Consider the following 22,182-nt stretch of genomic DNA (forward strand, 5'->3'; position numbering starts at 1 on the left):
CCGAAACGCTCAAAGGCATCCGCAGATGATTGCGACTTGCTGAATGTGCTACTCTACGCGCCATTTCCCTGGAATCGACAGAATAGCAAATTATGAGTGTACGTTTAGTGTTAGCCAAAGGGCGCGAGAAGTCATTATTGCGCCGCCATCCCTGGGTCTTTTCCGGTGCAGTAGCCCGTATGGAAGGCAAAGCCAGCCTCGGAGAGACCATCGATATCGTTGACCATCAGGGGAAATGGTTAGCGCGAGGCGCATATTCGCCAGCATCCCAAATCCGCGCTCGCGTCTGGACCTTTGATAAAGATGAAACGATCGATATTGATTTCTTCGTTCGTCGTTTACAGCAGGCGCAGCAGTGGCGTGATTGGCTGGCAAAGCGTGACGGTCTGGACAGCTACCGTGTGATTGCCGGTGAGTCCGATGGTCTGCCTGGCGTGACGATCGACCGCTTCGGTAACTTCCTGGTACTGCAACTGTTAAGCGCAGGGGCTGAATATCAACGTGCCGCGCTGATCAGCGCGTTGCAATCGGTTTTCCCGGAATGCGCCATTTATGACCGCAGCGATGTGGCAGTGCGCAAAAAAGAGGGCATGGAGCTGACGCAAGGTCCGGTCACTGGTGAACTGCCGCCTGCCCTGTTGCCAATCGAAGAGCACGGTATGAAGCTGCTGGTGGATATCCAGGGCGGCCATAAAACGGGTTACTACCTGGACCAGCGTGACAGCCGCCTGGCCACTCGCCAGTATGTTGCCGACAAACGCGTGCTGAACTGCTTCTCCTATACCGGCGGTTTCGCCGTCTCGGCGCTGATGGGCGGCTGTGCCCAGGTTGTCAGCGTTGATACCTCTCAGGAAGCGCTGGACGTGGCGAAACAAAACGTCGAGCTGAACAAGCTGGATCTGAGCAAAGCCGAGTTTGTTCGCGATGACGTCTTCAAGCTGCTGCGTAAGTATCGCGATCAGGGCGAGAAATTCGACGTCATCGTGATGGATCCACCGAAGTTTGTGGAGAACAAAAGTCAGCTGATGGGTGCCTGCCGCGGCTATAAGGATATCAACATGCTGGCCATCCAGCTGCTGAACCCGGGTGGAGTGCTTCTCACCTTCTCCTGCTCCGGCCTGATGACCACAGATTTATTTCAGAAAATCATCGCTGATGCCGCAATAGATGCTGGTCGTGATGTACAATTTATAGAACAGTTCCGTCAGGCAGCCGATCACCCGGTGATCGCTACCTACCCGGAAGGGCTGTATCTGAAAGGGTTTGCCTGTCGCGTCATGTAACTTGAAAAGAGAAATATTGCCCGCACATAACGTGTAAGTAGTGTTTCCCGGGAGGTGACTATGATTGCCAGCAAATTCGGTATCGGCCAGCAGGTCCGCCACACTTTGCTAGGGTATTTGGGTGTGGTCGTGGATATCGACCCGGAGTATTCCCTTGATGAACCGTCAGCGGATGAGCTGGCGGTTAACGCAGAGCTTCGCGCCGCGCCCTGGTATCATGTGGTGTTGGAGGGGGATGATGGACAACCCGTTCACACCTACCTTGCTGAAGCGCAGCTGAGTAGCGAACTGCAGGATGAGCATCCAGAGCAACCCACGATGGATGAACTTGCTCAGACTATCCGCAAACAGTTACAGGCCCCGCGCCTGCGGAACTAAGCGTGTAAAAAAAGCCCGATAAACGGGCTTTTTTTTATGACTTCGCCAGCCCCAGACGGGGAATCTCAATCGCCGGACATCGGTCCATTACCACCGTCAGACCGGCTTCTCGCGCCAGCACCGCCGCCTGCTCGTTAATGACACCCAACTGCATCCACAGTGTTTTCGCGCCGATGGCGATGGCCTCTTGTGCCACTCCCCACGCTGCCTCGGAATTGCGGAAAACATCCACCATGTCGACTTTTTCAGGTACCTCGTTCAGCGTGGCGTATCCCTGCTGACCGAGTAAGGTTTTACCGGCCACTTTCGGCGACACAGGGATGACGTGATAGCCCTGATCGAGAAGGTATTTCATTACCCGGTAGCTTGGGCGATCCGGTTTATCGCTTGCCCCTACCAGTGCAATCGTGCGCGTCGATGTCAGAATCTCGGCAATTTCGTTCTCTTTCATGGTTTTCCTCCAGGCTTTTTTATGAGTGTACGTCAAAGCGCACATCTCAACCATGCATCCCATGCAGATGCATGAGGGCAAAACGGCAGAATATGTCTATATGTTAGTAAACGTGATTATCGAAATATTTGGATACATTACCGCGGCCGAGTCATTTCAACAGGAGCCCTCTATGAAAACCGGCATTGCCACTGCTGTGATTGCGTTAGTGATGCCAGTTTGCGTCTTTGCGACCACGCTACGGCTTTCAACGGATATTGATCTGCTGGTGCTGGACGGAAAAAAAGTGTCCAGTTCCTTGTTGCGCGGTGCGGACAGCATCGAACTTGATAATGGGCCACACCAGCTGGTATTGCGGGTAGAAAAAACCATCGACCTCGCTAATCATGAACAACGCATGTATATCTCTGCGCCGCTGATTGTCAGTTTTAATACCCAGCGGGTCAGTCAGGTGAACATTACCCTCCCGCGTCTTGAAACCGAAAAAGAGTCGGCGGCCTTTGACGCCTCTCCGCGCCTTGAACTGCTGGACGGAGATTCAATGCCGATTCCGGTAAAACTCGATATTCTGGCGTTAACCTCGTCCCCGAAAGGCACCGATTACGAGGCCGCGACCGAAATCTATAACAAGGCGGGCAAACGCGCTTCCCTTCCACAGTTTGCCACCAGGATGGCCGACGACAGTACGCTGCTGTCCGGTGTCTCAGAGCTGGATGTTATTCCGCCACAGTCCCAGACGCTGACGGAACAGCGTCTTAAATTCTGGTTCCAGCAGGCCGATCCTGAGACCCGGGCGCGTTTTTTACAGTGGGTGAAGCAACAACCTTCATCATAAGCCACATTTTTTTCGCCTTTCTCTTGCAGCGTCAGGCGGTTCCCGTCATCGTGTAGTCAGTTAACCTGATGGATAAGATTATGGAACTGACAACACGCACGCTACCGGAACGCAAACACATTGCTCTGGTTGCGCACGATCACTGTAAACAAATGCTGCTTAACTGGGTTCGCCGCCATCAGCCATTGCTGGAAAAGCATGCTCTCTCAGCGACCGGGACAACCGGTAACCTGATCCACCGCGAAACGGGTCTGGAGGTCAATGCCATGCTGAGCGGCCCGATGGGCGGCGACCAGCAGGTCGGCGCTCAGATTTCTGAAGGGAAAATTGATGTACTGATTTTCTTCTGGGATCCGCTGAATGCGGTTCCGCACGACCCGGATGTCAAAGCCCTGCTGCGTCTGGCAACGGTATGGAATATTCCGGTGGCGACGAACCTGTCGACGGCAGATTTCATCATTGAATCCCCGCACTTCAACTCACCGGTTGAGATCCTGATCCCGGATTATCAGCGCTATCTTTCCGAAAGACTGAAGTAGTTTTTTGCCCGGTGGCGACACGCTTACCGGGCCTGCAATATTACCGCTCCGCTATCCCGTTAAGGCTTCCTCGCCACTGGGACATCAATACTCTTCAGAATATCGACAAACACCGACGGCTCCTCTTTGTTGAACAGCAGCCACACGCGATGACGCGCGCGGGTCATCGCCACGTACAGCAAACGCCGCTCTTCGGCGTCCGGAAAATCTTCCGGGACCGGCAGTAATGCCTGTTCCATTACCGACTCTCGTGCCGGAGCCGGGAAACCATCGCTCCCCTCTTTAAGCCCCATCACTATCACATAGTCGGCCTGCTGTCCTTTGCTGGCGTGGATGGTCATAAAATCGAGCTGCAGCTTCGGCCAGCGGGTCGCGGCTTTTTCCAGCGCCGCAGGCTTAAGATGGTGATAGCGTGCCAGCACCAGAATACGTTCATCCGGCTTCGCATAGCCGCTCAGTTTGTCCAGCAGCGGCTCCAGCTGATCGTCCGCCAGCAGGGTAACGGCTTTTTTGTCCCCGGCCCGGAGGCTATTTAGCGGTTTTGCCAGCTGATGCGGGTTCTGCTGGATAAAGCGGTTGGCAACTTCACCAATCCGGGAATTGAAGCGGTAGGTGGTATCCAGATCGCTGCGATCGCCTTCGCCAAAATAGTGATGGAATGCAGTCGTCAGGGAGAGCTGTGCCCCGCTGAAGCGATAGATAGCCTGCCAGTCATCACCCACCGCAAACAGCGAGGTATGTTTATTTTGCGCCCTTAACGCCGAGAGCAGCGCGGCACGTTGCGGCGAGATATCCTGGAATTCATCCACCAGGATATGCTTCCACGGGCTGACAAAACGGCCCTTCTCAAGAATGATAATGGCCTGATGGATCAAACCGGAGAAATCGACGGCATTTTCCTCTTTCAGCGCGGTTTTCCAGGCTTTCAGCATCGGGGCCATCAGCTTGACCCGCTTCGAAAACAGGGCGCGGATCGTCTCCGGCGCGCTTTCAATCATCTCGGCCTGCGATCCGCCGTGCATCCGCATCAGGCTAACCCAGCGGTCGAGGCGAGAGCCCAGGCGACGAGCCAGTTTTTCATCCTGCCAGAAATTGCCTTCCGGTACGTCCCAGTTGAGTTCTTCTTCCAGCCACTGACGCCACCCTTTAGCCTGCGCCTTTTTCTCACTGCACTGCTGACGCCACGTTTTAATGAACAACGCCTGACGCGCCTGCGTGTCGTTTTCCAGCTTGCTGATGGCAGGCACTTTTTTACTGCCCTGCTGAATGATATGCAGCGCCAGGGCATGGAAGGTTCTGGCGGTAATATCCCGGGTATGCAGGCGTTCCTGTATGCGTTCGTCCATCTCCTCGGCCGCCTTACGGCCAAACGCCAGCAACAGTATCTGGTCGGCAACAGCCTCACCCGTTGTCAGTAGCCAACCCGCACGGGCCACCAGCACCGACGTTTTGCCGCTTCCGGCACCCGCCAGCACCAGCAGGGACTGCTCGCCGTTAACCACGGCGCGCGCCTGTGCAGGGTTAAGCGGTGAAGATTCAACCGTGCTGAAAAAGTCGGCATAACGGGTCAGCATGGCATCTGTCCACGCCTGGTTGTGCGCCAGCCGGCTCTTGTCTGTATCGCCAAGCCAGGCCTGACACTGACGCCAGGCGTCACGGCAATTGTCGAACTCGTCAAGACGCGTCACGGATAACGGCAGTGCCGCCAGCGCCTGCCTGATCTTTTGCTGCAACCCGGCCGTCTGCTGGCGGGTGAGCCACGTTTGTTGCTCGTTACTTTGTGCAATATCGTTCAGTACCTGCTGCAGTACCTGAGCGGCAATCACGCTCATATTCTGGCTCCACTGCTGCCAGAGCATATTCAGGTGATGATGGAAGCGCTGGGTCTCAGCCCACTCGGTACCGTGAAGGCGCACGACTTTATCGTCAGGCAGGACAAACTCCAGTTCTCCCCAGACCAACCCGCGTTTACAGTGGATAGCCAGCAGTTGATTAAACGGAATGAGATATTCGTGGCGTTCTCCGGAGACTTTCACTCCGGCATTAAGGAGGACAACCCTGTCGTAGGGGTGTTGCGCCAGGCGTTTGCCTAATGATGTTGCTTTCAGTTCCATGTCCAGCCGAATCCACGAAGAGATAATTTACCTGACAGTTTAACTGCCAGTTTTAAGGTGCTCCAGCCTAAAAAAACGTTACAATCACTGGGCGTTAATCATATCGAAAGGAACTGAGGGTTTATGCGTACTGTTCTGAATGTTTTGAATTTTGTGTTAGGCGGTTTTGCCACCACTCTTGCCTGGCTTTTTGCCACGCTGGTGAGCATCGTCCTTATTTTTACGCTCCCCCTGACCCGCTCCTGCTGGGAAATCACCAAACTCTCTTTCATCCCGTACGGGAATGAAGCCGTCCACATTGACGAACTGAACCCGGAGAGCAAAAACGCACTGCTGAACACGGGAGGCACGGTCCTCAATATTCTGTGGCTGGTTTTCTTCGGCTGGTGGCTGTGTGTGATGCATATCTTTGCCGGTATTGCCCAGTGCATATCCATTATTGGTATTCCGGTGGGGATCGCGAACTTTAAGATTGCCGCCATCGCGCTTTGGCCAGTCGGGCGCAGGGTCGTTCCGGTAGAAGTGGCACAGGCGGCACGTGAAGCAAACGCGCGTCGTCGTTTTCAGTAAATAAGGACTGGCCGTGCTTATGCTAAGCCCACTGCTTCGCCGTTATACCTGGAACAGCATCTGGCTTTATAACGTCAGAATATTTATCGCACTTTGCGGCACGGTTGCCCTGCCGTGGTGGCTGAATGACGTAAAACTCACCATCCCGCTCACGCTGGGAGTGGTTGCGGGGGCGCTGGCGGATCTGGACGATCGCCTTGCCGGGCGCCTGCGTAATCTTGTGATTACGCTGGTCTGTTTTTTTATCGCGTCAGCCTCCGTGGAGCTGCTCTTCCCCTGGCCCTGGCTGTTTGCCATTGGCCTTACGCTCTCTACCAGCGGGTTTATTTTGCTTGGCGGCCTTGGGCAGCGCTATGCCACTATCGCCTTTGGTGCCCTGCTGATCGCCATTTACACCATGCTGGGTGTTTCCCTTTACGATCAATGGTACCAGCAACCCATACTGCTGTTGCTGGGGGCCATCTGGTATAACCTGCTGACGTTAACCGGGCATCTTATTTTTCCGGTTCGCCCTCTTCAGGACAACCTTGCCCGCAGCTTTGAGCAACTGGCCCACTATCTTGAGCTAAAATCCCGGCTCTTCGATCCGGATATCGAGGAGGAGAGCCAGTCTCCGCTCTACGATTTGGCTCTGGCCAACGGTCAACTGGTCGCCACGCTTAACCAGACGAAAGCCTCACTGCTTACCCGTCTGCGGGGCGATCGCGGTCAGCGCGGAACGCGAAGAACCTTGCACTACTATTTCGCGGCGCAGGATATACATGAGCGTGCCAGCTCCTCGCACGTTCAGTATGCTGCCCTGCGCGAGAAGTTCCGCTACAGCGACGTGATGTTCCGCTTCCAGCGCCTGCTGTCGATGCAGTCTCAGGCGTGCCAGCAGCTGGCACGCTCCATTTTGCTGCGTACGCCCTACCAACATGACCCGCGCTTCGAGCGCGTATTTAGCCATCTTGATGCGGCGCTCGATCGCGTTCAGGCCAGTGGAACATCGCCGGAACATATTAAAGCACTGGGATTTTTGCTGAATAACCTGCGGGCGATAGATGCTCAGCTGGCTACCATTGAATCCGAGCAGGCGATGGCGCTCCCCGATAAAGATGTGGAGAATCAACTTGCTGATGACAGCGTGCATAGCTTCAGCGATATGTGGCTGCGACTGAGCCGCAACTTTACGCCGGAATCGGCACTGTTTCGCCATGCGGTGAGGATGTCACTGGTGCTGTGCGTGGGTTATGCCATCATTCAGATAACCGGGTTACATCACGGTTACTGGATCCTGCTGACCAGCCTGTTTGTTTGCCAGCCAAACTATAACGCCACCCGCCACCGCCTTGCGCTACGTATTATCGGTACGCTGGTGGGCGTCGCTATTGGGCTGCCGGTGCTCTATTTCGTGCCCTCTGTCGAAGGCCAGCTGATCCTGATCGTGATCACCGGTGTGTTGTTCTTCGCCTTTCGTAATGTGCAGTATGCGCATGCCACAATGTTCATCACGCTGCTGGTGCTACTCTGCTTTAACCTGCTGGGTGAAGGATTTGAAGTGGCCCTGCCCCGCGTGATAGATACGCTGATTGGCTGCGCTATCGCCTGGGCGGCGGTCAGTTTTATCTGGCCGGACTGGCGGTTCCGTAATTTACCGCGTGTGGTAGACAGGGCGATGAACGCGAACTGTCGATACCTTGATGCCATCCTTGAGCAGTATCATCAGGGTCGCGATAACCGTCTGGCTTATCGTATCGCGCGTCGCGATGCGCATAACTGTGATGCTGAACTGGCTTCGGTGGTCTCTAACATGTCCACGGAGCCTCGCGCCACGGCAGAAATTCGGGAAACGGCTTTCCGCCTGCTCTGCCTGAACCATACCTTCACCAGCTATATTTCGACGCTGGGTGCCCACCGTGAGAAATTGACTCACCCGGCCATCCTCGCCCTGCTGGATGACGCCGTATGCTATGTCGATGACGCGCTTCATCACCGACCAGCCGATGAGCCTCGCGTTCAACACGCGCTGGATGAACTGGCTCAGCGTATTACGCATATTGACCCGGGAAGCGACAGCAAAGCACCGCTGGTTCTTCAGCAGATTGGCCTCCTTATCGCTCTGCTGCCAGAAATTTGCCGACTGCAACTGCAAATCGCTACCTGGAGGAGTGATTCTCCTGTGGCTCAGGCAGCGCATTAAACCACTCCGTTAACTCCCGGCGAATTCCCGCCGGGAGTGCCGCTTCATGAAGTCCGGCGATGGCCCCTTCCAGTGCGAAGAGCACTTTAATGCTGAGCGCTTTATTTTTCGCCCGCATCTTTAGCCAGCTCGCACGGGCACCCAGCTCCCGCAGCGTCTCTTCATCAGTGATTCCGGCTTCAAAGAGCAGCACTTCAAGCTGAAAGGTGAGATTGGGCAAGTCCTTGAGGCGGTTTCGCCGATCACGCTGCGAACGCTCTTTTCGTGCCGCATTGAGCGCGAACGAGGAGAGCTGAAGCAGTCGTTCTCTGTCCTGCCACAGTCCGTCATCGACACGATAATAATTGAGCAGCACCGGACGACCCCGTTTCATCAGGGTTAAGAATGACGAGGCATTTTTTACACAGTATTTTGCACTTTCCTCACAGGCCCGGAGATACAGTTCCCCATCGGAGACCATAGCGAAGACGGCATCATCTACGGCCAGGGTATACCCCCCGAACAGCGCACGATGGTGGATTTCACCTAAGGGTGAAAGGTATTCCTGGGATTTATAAATCCGTTCATAAGATATCTTTTTCATGATATTTCCCTTCAAAATCATAAAGTAACAACGAAATTTCTTACTAGCGGATCCGTTAGCAGGAAAATAGGCAACTTATCGTCGTTGAGCAAGATGATTTTTCCAGGCGCATCAATAATGAATGAATTTTGCGAGTCGCTTTCCGAAAATGAGGTTGATCTTTATGCATACAGGGGTTACTGTATATCCATACAGTAACTACAGGGCTGGAATGAATATGTACACTTCAGGCTATGCAAATCGCTCAACCTCTCTCTCTTCTTCCGCTGGCAATGTCACGCAGAATTCCACCGGGCGTGTTTCGACAGGGCTTATCAGTGAAGTGGTTTATCGTGAAGACCAGCCCCTGCTCACTCAACTTCTGCTGTTGCCGTTATTACAACAGCTTGGTCAGCAGTCGCGCTGGCAGCTTTGGCTGACGCCTCAACAAAAACTGAGCCGTGAATGGGTGCAGTCCGCGGGCCTGCCGCTGACAAAGGTCATGCAAATTAACCAACTCTCTCCCTGCGATACCGTGGAATCGATGATCCGGGCGTTACGTACGGGGAATTACAGCGTGGTGATTGGATGGTTATCCGACGAATTGACCGATGAGGAACATTTTCGACTGACTGAAGCGGCTGAAGAAGGTAGTGCGATCGGGTTGATCATGCGTCCGGTTCGACCAGATTCTTATCGCAGAGGACAACTTTCTGGCCTAAAAATTCACTCAAATTTGTATCATTGAGGAAAATTAAGATTATTCCTGGAATTTTTTTTGACCACAAGATGCGATTTTAGTTCCAGGCGCCAAAACTGCGGCAAGGCTTGTCTGGTGCGGTTCTCCTTAATTTTATTGCACAAAACTCGTTCGAAAAATGTTAAATAATCGGTATACGGAACTTTTTTTTTCATATGCCTGACGGACTTCACACTTGTAAGTTTTCAGCTACGTTGTAGACTTTACATCGCCAGGGGTGCTCGGCCTAAGCCGAAGATATCGGTAGATTTATATTTGACCACGCCCCCCGGTGAAGGATTTAACCGTGAATCTCTATTGAGACCTTCATGGCGAATTTTGGATGATAACGAGGCGCAAAAAATGAAAAAGACAGCTATCGCGATTGCAGTGGCACTGGCTGGCTTCGCTACCGTAGCGCAGGCCGCTCCGAAAGATAATACCTGGTATGCAGGTGGTAAACTGGGCTGGTCTCAGTTCCATGACACCGGCTGGTACAACAGCAGCCTGAACAACGATGGCCCTACTCACGAGAGCCAGCTTGGTGCAGGTGCGTTCGGTGGCTATCAGGTTAACCCGTATGTTGGTTTTGAAATGGGTTACGACTGGTTAGGTCGTATGCCATACAAAGGCGACAACGTAAACGGCGCTTTTAAAGCTCAGGGCGTACAGCTGACCGCTAAACTGGGTTACCCAGTAACTGACGATCTGGACGTGTACACTCGTCTGGGCGGCATGGTATGGCGCGCTGACTCCAGCAACAGCATCGCTGGCGACGACCATGACACCGGTGTTTCCCCAGTATTCGCTGGTGGCGTTGAGTGGGCTATGACCCGCGATATCGCTACCCGTCTGGAATACCAGTGGGTTAACAACATCGGCGACGGCAACACCGTTGGTGTTCGTCCGGACAACGGCATGCTGAGCGTAGGTGTTTCCTACCGTTTCGGCCAGCAGGAAGATGCAGCGCCAATCGTTGCTCCAGCGCCGGCTCCAGCTCCAGAAGTACAGACCAAGCACTTCACTCTGAAGTCTGACGTTCTGTTCAACTTCAACAAAGCTACCCTGAAACCAGAAGGTCAGCAGGCACTGGATCAGCTGTACACCCAGCTGAGCAACCTGGATCCTAAAGACGGTTCTGTAGTGGTTCTGGGCTTCACCGACCGTATCGGTTCTGACGCTTACAACCAGAAACTGTCTGAGAAACGTGCTCAGTCTGTTGTTGATTACCTGATCTCTAAAGGTATCCCAGCTAACAAGATCTCCCCACGTGGTATGGGCGAAGCTAACCCAGTTACTGGCAACACCTGTGACAACGTTAAAGCTCGCGCTGCACTGATCGACTGCCTGGCTCCAGATCGTCGCGTAGAGATCGAAGTTAAAGGCATCAAAGACGTTGTAACTCAGCCAGCGGCATAAGTTATCGTCTTATAAAAAAACCCCGCACTGCGGGGTTTTTTATTATCTGAATCTGAAGAAAACAAAAATCTATTTCTTACCCAACAGAGCCTGAAGATCATTCTTCAGCGTCGACATCTGGTTGGCGTACTTCTCTTTATGCTCGGCATCTTCAATCAACTGCACTATCGTTTCTGACAGCGTTTTTCCACGCCGTTGCGCAAGCCCTGCCAGACGCTGCCAGACCATAAACTCCAGGTCGATGGATTTTTTGCGAGTGTGCTGATGCTCCGCATTAAAATGCCGCTTGCGACGCGCACGAATAGTTTGCTTCATCCGGTTTAATAACGCAGGATTAATGTGTTTTTCAATCCAGCCGTTAACCTGTACCGGTTCATTTTCGAGGGTCAGCAAAATATCCACGGCTTCTTGCGCTGCGCTGGCTTCGATGTAGCAGGTGATCAGCTCCCCTTCACGGTGCTTTTTGACCAGGTACTTCCATTTCCAGCCGCTTTCGAGATTTTCCAGTTGTTGATATTTCATTGCGATCTCAGTGTTACCACGTAACTCTGTTCAGAATATCAGTTTTTTGGCAATCTGCTGAAAAGAAATCATATCCTGTGAGTGAATGCAGCCAATCACCCTGCCGAAATGCCCAATCCTGCTTGGGTAGAACCCCCCGCTTACGGTATACTCCACGCTTTTACATCTAACTAAAAAACATCAACTTTGACCATTACGAAACTTGCATCGCGTGACCTCGTTCCGGATACCGAGAGCTATCAGGAACTGTTTGCACGACCCGATCTCGCAAAAGAACACGAATTCATCCTTAGCGATACGCAACCCCGTTTGCATTATGCGCTGGAGCAGGTGTTAAGCCCCTGGGCAACATCACCCTTCATGATGCTCAAGGCCCCGGAAGAAGCGGAATATCTGACGCTTCTGGGTGATGCCATGCGCCAGTTGCGACCGCAAGCGAACGCCGTCTTTGGCGGCCAATATCGTATCGCGGGACATGATGTCACATTCGAACCGGCAGAGCAGCCCGACGACCGCTTTGCTGCCAGGGGTGAGGTGATTACCGCTAACTGGGTCGAGGCTGAACAACTCTTTGGTTGTCTGCGCCAGTTTAACGGTGAGCTCTCGCTGCAACCAGGGCTGGTGCACCGCGCCAATGGCGGCGTACTGATCATCTCGTTGCGCACCCTCCTCTCACAACCTCTGCTGTGGATGCGCCTGAAAACGGTGGTTAGCCAGCAGCGTTTTGACTGGGTTGGCTACGACGAGTCTCGTCCCCTGCCTGTCTCAGTTCCTTCAATGCCGCTGTCGCTGACCGTGGTGCTGACGGGTGATCGTGAATCGCTGGCTGACTTCCAGGAGATGGAGCCCGAACTGGCTGAGCAGGCGGTCTACAGCGAATACGAAGATAACTTCCAGATTACCGATGCCGATGATATGGCACAGTGGTGCCAGTGGGTGTTGAGCGTTGCGGAACGTTTCGCACTGCCAACGCCGGCCGCCGACGCCTGGCCTGGTTTGATCCGCGAAGCGGTTCGCTACACCGGTGACCAGGAGACGCTGCCGCTCTGCCCGCTCTGGATCGGCAAGCAGTTACGTGAAGTGGGTGTCGTCAGCGGTAACGGCGCATTCACCGGTGAGCAGCTTACCCAGATGCTGGCGCAGCGTGAGTGGCGTGAAGGCTATCTTGCTGACCGTATGCAGGATGAAATTCTGCTGGAACAAATTCTGGTTGAGACCGAAGGCGAACGTATCGGGCAGATCAATGCCCTGTCGGTGATTGAATTCCCCGGCCACCCGCGCGCTTTCGGGGAACCTTCCCGCATCAGTTGCGTTGTGCATGTCGGTGACGGTGAGTTCACTGATATCGAACGCAAAGCCGAGTTGGGCGGCAACATTCACGCTAAAGGCATGATGATCATGCAGGCGTTCCTGATGTCAGAGCTGCAGCTTGAGCAGCAAATCCCCTTCTCCGCCTCGCTGACGTTTGAGCAATCATACAGTGAAGTCGATGGTGATAGCGCCTCTATGGCGGAGCTGTGCGCCTTAATCAGCGCCCTGGCAGAAGTGCCAGTTAATCAGAACATCGCGATCACCGGCTCGGTCGATCAGTTTGGTCGTGCGCAGCCAGTGGGTGGTCTGAACGAAAAGATTGAAGGCTTCTTCTCGATTTGTCAGCAGCGTGGGTTAAACGGCAAACAGGGGGTGATTATTCCTGCCCCTAACGCGCGCCATTTGAGCCTCAGCCAGGACATTCTGGATGCCGTGGAACAGGAACAATTCACCATCTGGGCCATCGAAGGCATTGATGATGCACTACCCTTACTGACAAACCTGGTATGGGACGGCGAAGGGCAAACAACCCTGATGCAGACTATCCAGGAGCGCATTGCTCAGGCGACGCAGCAGGATGCTCGTCATCGTTATCCCTGGCCGTTACGCTGGTTAGGCTGGTTTAGTTCAAACTGATCGGACTTGTTCAGCGTACACGTGTTAGCTATCCTGCGTCCTTCACTAAAATAAGGCTTACTGAGAACATGGTAGATAAACGCGAATCCTATACAAAAGAAGACCTTCTTGCCTCTGGTCGCGGTGAACTGTTTGGCGCTAACGGCCCACAGTTACCGGCCCCGAACATGCTGATGATGGACCGTGTCGTGAAAATGACCGAAACCGGCGGCAACTTCGATAAGGGTTACGTAGAAGCAGAACTCGATATCAACCCGGACCTGTGGTTCTTCGGTTGCCACTTTATTGGCGATCCGGTAATGCCTGGGTGTCTGGGTCTGGATGCAATGTGGCAGCTGGTTGGCTTCTATCTGGGCTGGCTGGGTGGTGAAGGTAAAGGCCGTGCGCTGGGTGTGGGCGAAGTGAAATTTACCGGACAGGTTCTGCCTACTGCGAAGAAAGTGACCTATCGTATTCACTTCAAACGCATCGTTAACCGCCGCCTGATTATGGGCCTGGCAGATGGCGAAGTGCTGGTAGACGGTCGTCAGATTTATACCGCAAACGACCTGAAAGTGGGTCTGTTCCAGGACACTTCCGCGTTCTGATTTCGCGTTGAGCGACCCCATAAAGGCGAAACCTCCGCAGTGCGGAGGTTTCTTTTTTTGAAAGAGACGTTATCAGGCTATGAGTGCCCTGTCGCCGATGGCTTCTCGCCAGCCTCCAAGCCATTGTGACCTTTGATTTATCGTCTGATAAGGACACATTTCTTTAGATCGTCCAGCGATGCCGGCCTGATAACCACGTTGATGAGCCCGTTCCAGGCGATCTCGTTTCTGTCTCTTCATGCCTCGTTTCCCTCATTCTTTTGTCTGGTGGAAAGAAAACAGTGTCTGCACAAACTTGCGCAGGCACAGATAACGAATACCCCGAATTAGTCGCAGCGTCAATGTTCAAAATTCATACGGGTGTCATATTTGTGAGCTACCTGGAAGATCATTTGTACAAAAATTGTGACCCGGCACAAGTAACGGTCTGAAGTGAAACTGAAAAAAAAACCGCAATCAGCAACAGGCCGACTGCGGTTTTTACCGATGAATTTTACTTATGGCAGCCGGGAAATCTCCCTGGCGATGCTGGCCGACTCTTGCGCCCACCCCTGGGCCAGCACTTTCACCATTTCATCGTAGCCATCTTTCTGCTGTTTCAGCTCAAGATGGAAAGGACGCTTAATCATCTGGCCCTGATGGTTCAGCAACCACTCTCCGCTAATCACCACCGCACCGTCATAACGGCCATGGAAACCCGTAACCGTGACGTTCAGCGTATCCTGGTCGTTACCCAGCGGCTGCGACGCGACAACCCAACCCGGAAGCTGGCTGCCCAAATTGGCCACCAGCGTGTTGCGCAGCTGCTGATCCAGCGGGCTGGCCCACAGGTTGTTTGTCGCAATCACGTATTTTACGTCGCTGGTCTGGTAGACCACGCCGTTGCCTGCCAGATAATCCGGCACGGCAACCTGCTCAACCCACAGCAGACGGTTTCCCTGACTGGCGGTACTTTGTACCCCGTTTTGCGCTGCAAGAGGCAACTGATAGTAGCTTTTGTTCTCCACGCCTGAACTGCACGCCGTTAACAGCAGAGCGCCAACCATTAATAGCCATTTATTCATTCTTTTGCCCTCTTAGGCTCAGGATCCTTTTTATCTTTCGCTTCGAACACCAGCGCGTTGCTCTTCTCATTGAGCGTTTTCAGAACCGGCTGCAGTTCACGCAAGACCTGATCAAGACGTTGCATATCTGCCACCATCTTGTTGTACGCCGCCGAGCCAGGCTGGAAGCCCTGCATACTGCGGTTAAGCTCACGCAGCGTTTTCTGCATATCCTGCGGCAGCTGCTGCATACTCTGGCTTGCGGTGATCTTGTTGATATTATCCAGCGTGGTTTGCAGGCGACGCATCGTTGCCTGACTTTCGCTGAGCGAACTGGTCGCGGCTTCAATCATCGGATTCAGTGGCAGATTGTTAATCTTATCCAGTGTCTCCATCAGACGCTGCTGGATCTGTGCCAGGCCGCTGCTCACCGTCGGGATGATCTTATAACCACCGAACTCCCGGATACCGGTAATCGGCGGGGCTTTTGGATAGAAGTCCATATCCACATACAGCGCACCGGTCACCAGGTTGCCCGTCTTCAGCGACCCACGCAGACCCCGGTTCATCAGTTCGGTAATATGCGTACCAATATCCTGATTCTCGCCAATCTGGTTGAGCAGACGTTCCGGCTCAATGCGAATCAGTACCGGAATGCGGTAATCGTCATCCAGTACCTGCTGCAGACCCGGTACAAAGAACGGAACTTGCCCCACCGTACCCAGGCGAATGCCGCGGAATTCAACAGGCGCGCCCGGCTGAAGGCCACGGACGGAATCTTTAAAGAACATCAGGAAGTCGATGTGATCGGTATAGAGTGCGTCCTGAATGCTGCGTTGATCGTCAAAAAGCCTGAACGCCGTTTTCTCTGCAACCGGCTGTCCCAAATCTTGCCCTTCCGGCACATCAAAGCTTACACCGCCACCAAACAGCGTGGTCAGGGAGCCCATCTCCACGCGCATTCCCGCTGACGTCAGATCAACCGCGATCCCGCTGTCCTTCCAGAAACGGACGTTGCTGGTGACCAGCCGATCGTTTGGCGCGTTGATGAACAGCTGATAGCTGATGGTGCGCTTTTGCGGATCAAAGGTACTTGTTTCAACCGATCCCACGCGATAACCGCGGAACAGCACGGGATCGCCCGCCGTTAACTGGCCCGCCTTTTTACTGTCCAGGATCACGCGGATGCCTTTCGCATCTGGCGGCGCAAGCGGTGGCGAGTCAAGCAGCTGGTATTGCGCCGGCTGGCTTCCTTTTTTACCCGGCTGCAGTTCAATGTAGGCACCGGAGAGCAGCGTACCTAAGCCGCTGATCCCTTCACGTCCTACCTGCGGCTTGACCACCCAGAAAGCTGAATCACCGTGCAGCAGTTTTTCCATGCCCGCGTTCAGGCGTGCCTTGATTTCCACATGGGTTAAATCGTCGGTCAGGGTTGCGCTTTCAACCACGCCCACATCGACGCTGCGGCTTTTGATGGTCGTTTTACCGCCCTCAATCCCCTCGGCATTGGTGGTGATGAGCGTCACTTCCGGTCCCTGATGGCTGTAATGATAAAACAGGATCCATGCACCGATCAGCGCGGTCACGATGGGGAAAATCCACACCGGCGACCAGTTTTTGACCTTCTGCACTTTCGCCTCTCCACTCTTATTTTCCATGCTCTTACTGTTCCTCATGGCTTGATTCAGGCTCACGATCCCACGATAAACGAGGGTCGAAGGTCATGGCCGCGAACATGGTCATAATAACGACCAGCGCAAACATTAATGCCCCCATCGCGGGATAAATACTCATCAATCCGCCCATCCGCACCAGTGCAGAGAGAACGGCAATAACAAACACATCAATCATTGACCAGCGTCCAACAAACTCGACGACTTCATAAATCAGGTGCATGCGTTCGCTGTCGCGTTTGCCATGGCCTTTCGCATCCCAGCAGAGCCAGGCAATGGCGATCATTTTTAACGTGGGTACCATAATACTGGCAATAAAGATCACCCCCGCAACGGGATAGGAGCCTTCACCCCACAGTAGTATTACCCCGGCAAGGATTGTCGAGGGCATTTTGTCACCGAGCAAATCGGTGATCATAATCGGCAGGATATTGGCCGGCAGGTACAACATGATGGAAGTCACCAGCAGCGCCATTGTCCACTGCAGGCTATTTTTACGTCGCACATACCCTTTTGTTTCGCAGCGCGGGCACACATCCAGATCGGCTGGCAGCACAGCGGTGCAGCATGGGCAAGAACGAAGCCCCTGACGAATGCCTGGCACCCCCACCTTTACCGTCTGCACCAGCGTCGGTGCCGGCGCGATATCGTCCCACGCCCAACGTCTGTCCACACACTGGAAGGCGCGCAGTTGCAGCACGCAGTACAGACACCAGGGGACAAAACTGCTGCCGATACCCACATCGCCATACGCCATCAGTTTGACGAAACTGACCAGGATTCCCGCCAGAAAGATTTCGGCCATACCCCAGCTTTTTAACTGGAACAGGATACGCGCGAGCCAGATTTTAAGCGCGAGGGGCATCGCGACGCGGTTCACCAGCAACAGAATGACGACCAGACAAAAAGCCGGGACGATCTGTACGAACAGGAGGAAAAAGGTGCCGAGGCTGGCATAGTCTTCCGAGAACATAACCCCCGGAATTTCAAGCAAATCGACCTGGCTGGTCATCCCTCCCACCTTCATATAAATGAAGGGGAAGAGATTGGAAAGCAGCAGCATGAACAACGCCGCCAGCGCATAAGCAGTGGGACGCTGCCTTGGTGCGTCCCACTCGGTTGTCAACGTCGTACCGCAACGGGGACACAGGGCTTTATGTCCGTGACCAAGCTCTGGCAACGCCACGAGCATATCGCATTGAGAGCATAATATATGCCTGTCGGCATGGTGCTGGTCACACATATTGTATCCCTGTTTATGCGCCGTTCTTCAGAGACTCAAGGTACTCCCAGCGCTCAAATGCTTCTTCCAGGGCTTTTTCAGCCGCGGACAGTTCTGCCAGTACTTTTTGAGTATAGTCATGCGATTGGGTAAAGAATGACGCATCAGCGACCTGCGCCTGCAGATCTTCAAGTGCGGCTTCCAGCTCTTCAAGACGCTGAGGGAGTCCTTCCAGTTCGCGCTGCAGGTTATAGCTTAGTTTAACCGAGGTTTTCTTGACAGTTTCTGCTTTTGTTACAGCAGGTTCGGAACTGGTTCTGGATTTAGCCTGTTTTAGCGCCTGAGACTGCGACTGCTGTCCTTTCGCATCGTGATAGCCGCCCACATACTGTCCGATTCGCCCTTCACCTTCGAAGATCCAGCACTCGGTCACGGTGTTATCGACGAACTGACGGTCGTGGCTTACCAGCATCACGGTTCCCTGATAGCCGTCGATCAGCTCTTCCAGCAGTTCGAGCGTTTCCACGTCCAGGTCGTTTGTTGGTTCATCGAGGATCAGCAGGTTACTTGGCTTCAGGAACAGACGTGCCAGCAGCAGACGATTTCGCTCACCGCCTGACAACGCGCGTACCGGCGTCAGCGCACGTTTCGGATGGAACAGGAAGTCCTGCAGGTAGCCCAGCACATGGCGCGGCTTACCGTTAACCATCACCTCTTGTTTACCTTCCGCCAGGTTATCCATCACCGTTCTGTCCGGATCCAGCTCCGCACGGTGCTGGTCGAAGTAAGCCACTTCGAGCTTAGTACCGCAGTGAATGCGGCCGCTGTCAGGCTTCAGCTGATCCAGCATCAGCTTCAACAGCGTGGTTTTACCGCAGCCATTCGGCCCGATCAGCGCGATTTTATCCCCACGCTGAACCTGTGCGGAGAAGTCTTTCACCAGCACTTTGCCATCAACCTGATAGTTGACGTTTTCCATTTCGAAGACAATTTTGCCGGAACGGGAGGCCTCTTCAACCTGCATTCTGGCGCTGCCCATCACTTCGCGGCGCTCGCTGCGTTCACGACGCATCGCTTTCAGCGCGCGAACGCGGCCTTCGTTACGGGTACGACGGGCTTTGATGCCCTGACGGATCCAGACCTCTTCCTGCGCCAGCTTGCGGTCGAATTCAGCGTTCTGCAACTCTTCCACACGCAGGTTTTCTTCTTTCTCCAGCAGATAGGTATCGTAATCGCCAGGGTAGGTCACCAGCTTGCCGCGATCGAGATCGACAATACGCGTGGCCATATTGCGGATAAACGAACGGTCGTGGGAGATGAAGATAATGGTCCCGTTGAAGGTTTTGAGGAACCCTTCCAGCCAGTCTATCGCTTCGATATCCAGGTGGTTCGTCGGTTCATCCAGCAGCAGCACTTTCGGCCCGCTGACCAGCGCGCGGCCAAGCGCAGCCTTACGCAGCCAGCCGCCAGAAAGCGCCGACAGCTCCATGTCCGGTTCCAGTCCGAGCTGTGCCAGCACTTCATTGATGCGGTTTTCGAGCTGCCACAGGCCGTGGTGATCGAGCATCTCCTGCACTTTCGCCAGTTCGTTAAGATTCTTGTCGCTCGGGTCGGTCATCACCAGGTGAGAAATCTCGTGATAACGCTTCAGGTATTCGGCCTGCTCAGAGATACCTTCAGCAACAAAATCGTAAACGCTGCCGGTCACGTGACGCGGCGGATCCTGCTGCAGGCGAGAGACGATAAGATCCTGCTCGTAAACAATACGCCCGTCGTCCAGGCCCTGTTCGCGGTTGAGGATTTTCATCAGCGTGGATTTACCCGCGCCGTTACGGCCGACCAGACAGACGCGCTCGTTGTCCTCGATGTGCAGTTCTGCATTGTCGAGAAGCGGCGAGTCGCTGAAAGAGAGCCACGCGCCGTGCATACTAATTAAAGACATGTATTATTCCTTTCAGACCGCGGAGATCAACCAGCAGTTATGGATCTGACGATTACGGGCAAAGTCCTGGGACAGCGTTTTTTGGCTAATTTCTTGTGCTTTCAGCCCCAGAGCAGCCAGCCCCTCATGATCCATGCGGAAGCCGCGTTTGTTATTCGAGAACATAATGGTACCGCCCTTACGCAGCAGGCGTTTCAGGTCGGTCATCAGGCGCAGGTGATCGCGTTGAACGTCAAAGCTATCTTCCATACGCTTGGAGTTAGAGAACGTTGGGGGATCGATGAAGATCAGATCAAATTGTTCGTCCGTTTCGCGTAGCCAGCCCAGCACGTCAGCCTGCATCAGACGATGCTGACGCCCGGTGAGACCGTTCAGGCGCAGGTTACGTTCTGCCCATTCCAGGTAAGTACGGGACATATCCACCGTGGTGGTACTGCGCGCACCGCCAAGGCCAGCATGCACGCTGGCGCTGCCGGTATAGGAGAACAGGTTCAGGAAGTCTTTACCCTTGCTCATCTGGCCCAGCATGCGGCGGGCGATACGGTGGTCAAGGAACAGACCGGTATCCAGATAATCGGTCAGGTTAACCCACAGGCGCGCGTTGTATTCGCCCACCTCGATAAAGTCACCCTTCTCACCCATTTTCTGATACTGATTTTTCCCTTTCTGACGCTCACGGGTTTTCAGCACCAGTTTGTTAGGCGCAATGCCCAGCACCGAAATTGTTGCCGCAATCACGTCCAGCATACGCTGACGCGCTTTTTGTGCATCAATCGTTTTTGGCGGCGCATATTCCTGCACCACAACCCAGTCAGCGTAACGGTCAACCGCCACGTTGTACTCCGGCAGATCGGCATCATACAGGCGATAACATTCGATACCTTCCTGTTTCGCCCATTTTTCGAATTTCTTCAGATTCTTACGCAGGCGGTTAGCGTAATCTTCCGCCACACCCGATGGTTTACTGTCCGCCGCTTTCTCGGCCAGATGGTAGTTTTTCTGCACGCAGTCCAGCGGGCCGTTTTTCGCCTTAAACTGGCGTTCGGCACGCAGTTGCAGACAGCTCAGCAGTTCTGGCGAGGCGCTAAACAGCGACAGGTTCCAGCCGCCAAAGTCATTTTTCATATTACGGCCCAGCAGGCTGTGCAGGGCAATCAGCGCCGGTTCGCTATCAAGACGCTCGCCGTAAGGCGGGTTGCTGATAACGGTACCGTATGGGCCTTTTGGCAGCGGATTGGTCAGGTTCGCCACGTCTTTCACTTCGAAGGTGACCAGCTCGCCGATACCGGCACGGCGGGCGTTGCTGCGCGCACGCTCAATGACGCGTGAGTCGCTGTCAGAGCCGTAGAAATGGGAGGTGTACTCCGCCAGACCTTTACGTGCACGGGTCTGCGCTTCGTCTTTGACCTCTTTCCACAGCGCCTCATCGTGCTGCGCCCAGCCGCTGAAGCCCCAGTGGCCGCGGTGCAGGCCCGGTGCGCGGTCGGTGGCCAGCATAGCGGCCTCAATCAGCAGCGTACCGGAGCCACACATCGGGTCGAGCAGCGGTGTGCCTGGCTGCCAGCCGGAACGCATCACGATGGCGGCGGCGAGAGTCTCTTTGATGGGCGCCATACCGGTACGATCGCGATAACCACGCAGGTGCAGACCCGCGCCGCTCAGATCCAGAGAGATACTGGCGGTGTCGCCGTTGAGCCAGACGTTGATCCGCAGATCGGGATTTTCACGATCGACGTTTGGGCGTTCCTTATTTTTACGCGTGAAGCAGTCCACAATGGCGTCTTTAACGCGCAGGGCACCGTACTGGCTGTTGCGGATCTCATCGTTCACGCCATTAAAGTGCACGGCAAAGGTGGCATTCGGGGAGAAGATCTCTGTCCAGTCGATCATCTGTACGCCGGTATAGAGGTCAAGGTCGCTGTAAACCTTGCACTCTTTCATCGGCAGCATGATGCGTGATGCCAGACGGCTCCACATCAGGCTCTGGTAAATAAGCCGTGTGTCGCCCTCAAAATGGACACCACCCTGAACCACCTGGCACTCTTGCGCACCCAGGGTTTCCAGTTCAGTTTTTAACAGCTCTTCCAGCCCACGGGCCGTACTGGCAAACAGAGAATTCATATCGTCACTTTTACTCTTAGAAAATTGTCGCGCATTATAGCTAATATGGCGTG

Annotated in this window: 20 protein-coding genes; 10 read left to right on the top strand and 10 right to left on the bottom strand. The window is 54.1% G+C overall.

What is annotated here, in order from left to right; translation table 11 throughout:
- The first annotated feature begins 92 nt into the window (after positions 1-92).
- Together rlmI and hspQ are read left to right on the top strand one after the other, a co-directional pair.
- A complete protein-coding gene (gene rlmI / locus QLG09_RS14460) occupies positions 93-1,283 on the top strand; it encodes a 23S rRNA (cytosine(1962)-C(5))-methyltransferase RlmI (protein WP_040017081.1) in 1,191 nt (396 codons plus the stop codon).
- 60 nt (positions 1,284-1,343) lie between these two features.
- A complete protein-coding gene (hspQ, locus tag QLG09_RS14465; protein ID WP_040017077.1) occupies positions 1,344-1,661 on the top strand; it encodes a heat shock protein HspQ in 318 nt (105 codons plus the stop codon).
- Positions 1,662-1,695: 34 nt separating this feature from the next.
- Here hspQ and QLG09_RS14470 read toward each other — a convergent pair whose 3' ends face one another.
- Positions 1,696-2,112: a CoA-binding protein gene (locus QLG09_RS14470; protein WP_025204532.1), complete on the bottom strand. Its 417-nt coding sequence runs from the start codon at positions 2,110-2,112 to the stop codon at positions 1,696-1,698.
- A gap of 172 nt (positions 2,113-2,284) precedes the next feature.
- On the opposite strand from QLG09_RS14470, the gene QLG09_RS14475 reads away from it, so the two are divergent.
- Together QLG09_RS14475 and mgsA are read left to right on the top strand one after the other, a co-directional pair.
- On the top strand, positions 2,285-2,947 hold the full coding sequence (locus tag QLG09_RS14475) for a DUF2057 family protein (RefSeq protein WP_032670572.1): 663 nt from the start codon (positions 2,285-2,287) through the stop codon (positions 2,945-2,947).
- 80 nt (positions 2,948-3,027) lie between these two features.
- Positions 3,028-3,486 (top strand): methylglyoxal synthase, encoded by a 459-nt coding sequence (gene mgsA / locus QLG09_RS14480; protein ID WP_020884788.1) that lies wholly within the window; start codon positions 3,028-3,030, stop codon positions 3,484-3,486.
- A 59-nt stretch (positions 3,487-3,545) separates the two neighbouring features.
- On the opposite strand, the gene helD is transcribed toward mgsA, so the two are convergent.
- Complete coding sequence (helD, locus tag QLG09_RS14485) at positions 3,546-5,600, bottom strand: DNA helicase IV (protein ID WP_282489011.1); 2,055 nt, start codon at positions 5,598-5,600, stop codon at positions 3,546-3,548.
- A gap of 123 nt (positions 5,601-5,723) precedes the next feature.
- On the opposite strand from helD, the gene QLG09_RS14490 reads away from it, so the two are divergent.
- Complete coding sequence (locus QLG09_RS14490) at positions 5,724-6,170, top strand: YccF domain-containing protein (protein WP_014169434.1); 447 nt, start codon at positions 5,724-5,726, stop codon at positions 6,168-6,170.
- 19 nt (positions 6,171-6,189) lie between these two features.
- Entirely contained in the window at positions 6,190-8,352 is a 2,163-nt protein-coding gene (yccS, locus tag QLG09_RS14495; protein ID WP_020884791.1) for a YccS family putative transporter, read from the top strand.
- On the opposite strand, the gene QLG09_RS14500 is transcribed toward yccS, so the two are convergent.
- Entirely contained in the window at positions 8,309-8,935 is a 627-nt protein-coding gene (locus tag QLG09_RS14500) for a TfoX/Sxy family DNA transformation protein (RefSeq protein WP_020884792.1), read from the bottom strand. The genes yccS and QLG09_RS14500 overlap by 44 nt on opposite strands.
- Before the next feature lie 217 nt (positions 8,936-9,152).
- Between QLG09_RS14500 and sulA the strand changes: the two genes are divergently transcribed.
- Both sulA and ompA read left to right on the top strand, forming a co-directional pair.
- On the top strand, positions 9,153-9,662 hold the full coding sequence (sulA, locus tag QLG09_RS14505) for an SOS-induced cell division inhibitor SulA (protein ID WP_032677816.1): 510 nt from the start codon (positions 9,153-9,155) through the stop codon (positions 9,660-9,662).
- 354 nt (positions 9,663-10,016) lie between these two features.
- Positions 10,017-11,072: a porin OmpA gene (ompA, locus tag QLG09_RS14510; RefSeq protein ID WP_020884794.1), complete on the top strand. Its 1,056-nt coding sequence runs from the start codon at positions 10,017-10,019 to the stop codon at positions 11,070-11,072.
- 69 nt (positions 11,073-11,141) lie between these two features.
- On the opposite strand, the gene matP is transcribed toward ompA, so the two are convergent.
- Positions 11,142-11,594, bottom strand: a complete 453-nt coding sequence (matP, locus tag QLG09_RS14515; RefSeq protein ID WP_014169429.1) for a macrodomain Ter protein MatP — start codon at positions 11,592-11,594, stop codon at positions 11,142-11,144.
- Positions 11,595-11,780: 186 nt separating this feature from the next.
- On the opposite strand from matP, the gene QLG09_RS14520 reads away from it, so the two are divergent.
- Together QLG09_RS14520 and fabA are read left to right on the top strand one after the other, a co-directional pair.
- Positions 11,781-13,541, top strand: coding sequence for a Lon protease family protein (locus QLG09_RS14520; protein WP_049023896.1), 1,761 nt, complete (start codon positions 11,781-11,783; stop codon positions 13,539-13,541).
- A gap of 68 nt (positions 13,542-13,609) precedes the next feature.
- Positions 13,610-14,128, top strand: a complete 519-nt coding sequence (gene fabA, locus QLG09_RS14525) for a bifunctional 3-hydroxydecanoyl-ACP dehydratase/trans-2-decenoyl-ACP isomerase (protein ID WP_014169427.1) — start codon at positions 13,610-13,612, stop codon at positions 14,126-14,128.
- Between the two features lie 72 nt (positions 14,129-14,200).
- Here the strand turns inward: fabA and rmf are convergent, their stop codons facing one another.
- The 6 genes from rmf to rlmKL form a co-directional block, all read right to left on the bottom strand.
- Positions 14,201-14,368, bottom strand: coding sequence for a ribosome modulation factor (rmf, locus tag QLG09_RS14530; protein ID WP_013097261.1), 168 nt, complete (start codon positions 14,366-14,368; stop codon positions 14,201-14,203).
- Positions 14,369-14,625: 257 nt separating this feature from the next.
- Positions 14,626-15,192, bottom strand: a complete 567-nt coding sequence (gene pqiC / locus QLG09_RS14535; RefSeq protein WP_025204538.1) for a membrane integrity-associated transporter subunit PqiC — start codon at positions 15,190-15,192, stop codon at positions 14,626-14,628.
- Complete coding sequence (gene pqiB / locus QLG09_RS14540) at positions 15,189-16,829, bottom strand: intermembrane transport protein PqiB (RefSeq protein ID WP_020884796.1); 1,641 nt, start codon at positions 16,827-16,829, stop codon at positions 15,189-15,191. Before pqiB ends, pqiC begins: the two co-directional genes overlap by 4 nt.
- A gap of 4 nt (positions 16,830-16,833) precedes the next feature.
- Positions 16,834-18,087 carry a membrane integrity-associated transporter subunit PqiA gene (pqiA, locus tag QLG09_RS14545; protein ID WP_020884797.1) on the bottom strand — a complete coding sequence of 418 codons (1,254 nt, stop codon included), beginning with the start codon at positions 18,085-18,087 and terminating at the stop codon, positions 16,834-16,836.
- A gap of 13 nt (positions 18,088-18,100) precedes the next feature.
- Complete coding sequence (locus tag QLG09_RS14550) at positions 18,101-20,008, bottom strand: ABC transporter ATP-binding protein (RefSeq protein ID WP_014169423.1); 1,908 nt, start codon at positions 20,006-20,008, stop codon at positions 18,101-18,103.
- Positions 20,009-20,020: 12 nt separating this feature from the next.
- A complete protein-coding gene (gene rlmKL / locus QLG09_RS14555; RefSeq protein ID WP_014169422.1) occupies positions 20,021-22,129 on the bottom strand; it encodes a bifunctional 23S rRNA (guanine(2069)-N(7))-methyltransferase RlmK/23S rRNA (guanine(2445)-N(2))-methyltransferase RlmL in 2,109 nt (702 codons plus the stop codon).
- Positions 22,130-22,182: the final 53 nt, after the last annotated feature.

It is taken from the genome of Enterobacter sp. V89_11, assembly GCF_029967775.1.
GTDB lineage: Bacteria > Pseudomonadota > Gammaproteobacteria > Enterobacterales > Enterobacteriaceae > Enterobacter > Enterobacter ludwigii.